Origin of the sequence: Thermovirga sp. (assembly GCA_012523215.1) — a bacterium.
Taxonomy (GTDB): domain Bacteria; phylum Synergistota; class Synergistia; order Synergistales; family Thermovirgaceae; genus 58-81.
On sequence record JAAYIZ010000009.1, the window covers coordinates 1 to 3,228 of the forward strand.

The 3,228-nt window shown below is 62.9% G+C and carries 4 protein-coding genes; 3 read left to right on the forward strand and 1 reads right to left on the reverse strand.

Annotated elements, in window-relative coordinates:
- Positions 1–2: 2 nt before the first annotated feature.
- Positions 3–953 carry a cysteine synthase family protein gene (locus GX108_00345; GenBank protein NLO55497.1) on the reverse strand — a complete coding sequence of 317 codons (951 nt, stop codon included), beginning with the start codon at positions 951–953 and terminating at the stop codon, positions 3–5.
- 139 nt (positions 954–1,092) lie between these two features.
- Here GX108_00345 and GX108_00350 point away from each other — a divergent pair, with 139 nt between their 5' ends.
- From GX108_00350 to GX108_00360, 3 genes are all read left to right on the forward strand, one after another.
- Positions 1,093–2,319 (forward strand): YgeY family selenium metabolism-linked hydrolase, encoded by a 1,227-nt coding sequence (locus tag GX108_00350; protein ID NLO55498.1) that lies wholly within the window; start codon positions 1,093–1,095, stop codon positions 2,317–2,319.
- Complete coding sequence (locus GX108_00355) at positions 2,297–2,641, forward strand: tRNA-binding protein (GenBank protein ID NLO55499.1); 345 nt, start codon at positions 2,297–2,299, stop codon at positions 2,639–2,641. The genes GX108_00350 and GX108_00355 overlap by 23 nt, the downstream gene beginning before the upstream one ends.
- A gap of 84 nt (positions 2,642–2,725) precedes the next feature.
- Positions 2,726–3,228, forward strand: a 503-nt coding sequence (locus GX108_00360; protein NLO55500.1) for an aspartate aminotransferase family protein, incomplete at its 3' end; no start/stop codon positions are given.

Below are 3,228 nucleotides of genomic sequence, written 5' to 3' on the forward strand. Positions count from 1 at the left end.
ACTCAGTACAACTCCGTGCTCAGATACTTGAGCCCCGAATCGCAGACCAGGAAGAGCACCGTCTTGCCCTTTTCAGGTCCCTCCAGTAGCTGGCGGGCCGCGGCGGCATGGGCGCCGGAGGAGAAGCCCCCGAAGATTCCCTCGAAGCGGGCCAGGGCCCTGGCCCCGGAGACGGCCTCGTCGTCGGTCACGGAGATGAAGCCGTCCACCAGCGAGCGGTCCAGCAATGGTAGTTCCCTGGAATAGCCGCACCCCTGTATCCTGTGGCTGCCGCTGCCTCCCGGGTTCCCAAAATAGGCCGCCTCGGCGGGTTCGCCGAGGTAGCACCGTATCCTTGGGTTGTGCTCCTTCAGAACGCTGGAGATCCCCGTGAAGGAGCCCCCCGACCCGGCCATATCGACGAAGGCGTCCACCTTGCCCCCGGTGTCGCGCCATATCTCCTCGCCGGAAACCCTCTCCCCCATGACGTTGCCCCTCATGGCGAACTGGTCGGCCCTGAAGGCGCCGCGCTCCCTGACCAACCGCCGGGCCTCCTCGTCGACCAGCTCCAGGTCCCTTCCCGAGACCTGGCCCGTGACCGAGCCCGGCGCCTGCGGCACCAGCACCACTTCCGCCCCCAGGGCGCGCATCATCCTCGCCCTCTCCATGGAGTTGCCCTCGGACATGACCGCCACGAAGCGGTAGCCCTTTATCCCGCAGGCCAGGGCGAGCCCCGTGCCGGTGTTGCCGCTGGTCAGTTCCACGATGGTGTCCCCCGGCTTTATCCACCCCTTCTCTTCCGCCTCGAGGACCATGTGCAGCCCCACCCTGTCCTTCTTGCTGAAGCCCGGGTTCAGATACTCCAGTTTCGCCAGGATGACTCCGTCGAGATCCCAATGACGGACAAGTCTTCCGCAGTTGACAATCCTGGTGTCGCCTATAGCGTCGAGTATGCTTTCAAGTATGGCCTCCATGGTCTTCACTCCGATCGTTCCTTTTTCGGCTATTCTAATACCTGGAGGAGCGATGGGTAGACCCGGCTTCTTTGCCGGGCTATCGGGGTGTTTATAATTTGGAAGAGGGCGCCCGGCGAAAGGCAGGGGAGTGATGACGATGCTCGATGAAAGGCATGAGGATGTATTCCGGAAGTACGACAACGCCGTGATCGAATTTGCCCGGAAACTGGTGCAGATCCGCAGCTACTCCGGCGAGGAAGAAGGCGTGGCCCGGCTGGTGGCGGGGAAGATGGAGGAACTGGGTTACGATGAGGTCTTCATCGATGCCGTCGGCAACGTGATGGGCCGCATCGGCGATGGTCCCGGGTGCGTCCTCTTCGACTCCCACATGGACACCGTGGAGGTCAACGACGAGGAGGAGTGGATATCGCCCCCCTTCGGCGCCGATATAAAGGACGGCCGTATCTACGGCCGTGGCTCGGTGGATATGAAGTCCTCCCTGGCGGCCTCGCTCTACTCCGCCGTCGCCGCCCGGGACCTGGGCTTCCAGGACGGCCGGACCATCTACGTGACCGCCACCGTCAGCGAGGAGTACTGCGACGGGGAAAACCTCAAGATGCTCTTCACCGAAAAGGGCCTTAGGCCCGACTTCGTCGTCATCTGCGAACCCTCGAACAACCTGGTCACCCTGGGTCACAAGGGCAAGGCCCAGGTGCTCCTGCGCACCCATGGCGTGTCGGCCCACGGCTCCGCCCCCGAAAAGGGCGTCAACGCCGTCTACGAAATGGCCGAGATAATAACCCGCGTCGAAAAACTGAACGATAACTTGGCCGCCCTGGGCTCACCCCATGGGACGATCGTCCTCTCCGACATCTCCTGCGTCAGCGCCTCCCTGAACGCCGTCCCCAGCGAGTGCAGCATCTACCTCGACAGGAGACTGGTCCCCGGGGAGACCGAGGAGGACGTGAAGCGCGAGATGGATGCCCTCACTCTCGGCAAGAGGGCCTCCTGGGAGATAGGCGTCCTTCGCAGGAAGAGCTGGACCGGCGTCGAACTGGTTTACTTCCCGCTCCACCGGGCCTGGAAGATCGACCAGGACCATGAACTGGTCAAGGCCTGCGACAGGGCCTACGAAAAGGTCTTCGGGCGAAAGCCAGGGGAGTACGGCTTCTGGGATTTCGGGACCAACGCCGTTACCCCCGTCGGAATGGGAATACCCACCGTCGGCTTCGGGCCGGGCGAATACAAACTGGCCCACGGGGTCAACGAGAACTGCGAGGTGGACAAGATCCTGGAGGCCTTCCGCTTCTACGGCTTGCTGATGGGGGAGATACGGCCCGTTTCACACCACAAGGGAGGGAATTGTAGCGGTGATAACCTATGACGACTTTGAAAAGGTCGATATGCGCGTCGGGAAGGTGATCGACGTCCAGGAATTCCCCAGGGCGAAGAACCCTTCCTATAAGGTCCGGATAGACTTCGGCGAGGAGATCGGTGTGAAAAACTCGAGCCTCCAGGCCAGGAAGGACTACACCATGGAGGAGATGCTGGACCGCTACGTGGTCTGCGTGGTCAACTTCCCACCCAGGAACATCGCGGGGTTCATGTCGGAGGTCCTCGTCCTGGGCGTTCCCGGCTGCGGAGACAGCGTCAGCCTCCTGGGGGTCGACCGGGTCCCCGTCCCCCTCGGCGGGAGGATCTTCTAGGTCCAGGAGGGCCGATACGCAGCTGGGTGGAAACGGATCAGAGGAATAAGAATCCCGCCAGGGATCGATCCACGGGAGGTCAACATGATGAAAAAAGATGACGGCCCTATCTCCGAAATGATGCGCGAACAGGCGCTGGACAAGATCCTGCTCGAAAAAGGCCGGGGGTATGCCCAGGATTACCTGGACAGGGTCCTCGACCGCCCCGTATTCCCGGGGAAAGAGGCTATCCAAAGGCTGGAGGAATTCCGGCATGAACTCCCCGAGGAGCCCGGCGATCCGGGCGAGATCCTGGACAGGCTTCACCGTTTCGGCTCCCCGGCGACGGTCGCCCAGGTGGGAGGGCGTTACTTCGGCTTTGTCAACGGGGGAGTCGTCCCCGCTTCCCTCGCCGCGAAATGGCTCGTCGACGCGTGGGACCAGAACGCCGCCCTCTACGTGATGTCCCCGGTCGTGTCGGTCCTCGAGGAAGTCTGCGAGGAGTGGCTCGTGGACCTCTTCGGCCTTCCCGGAGGCACCGCCGCCGGTTTCGTCGGGGGCTCCGCCACGGCCAACCTCTGCGGGCTGGCGGCCGGGCGCGATCACCT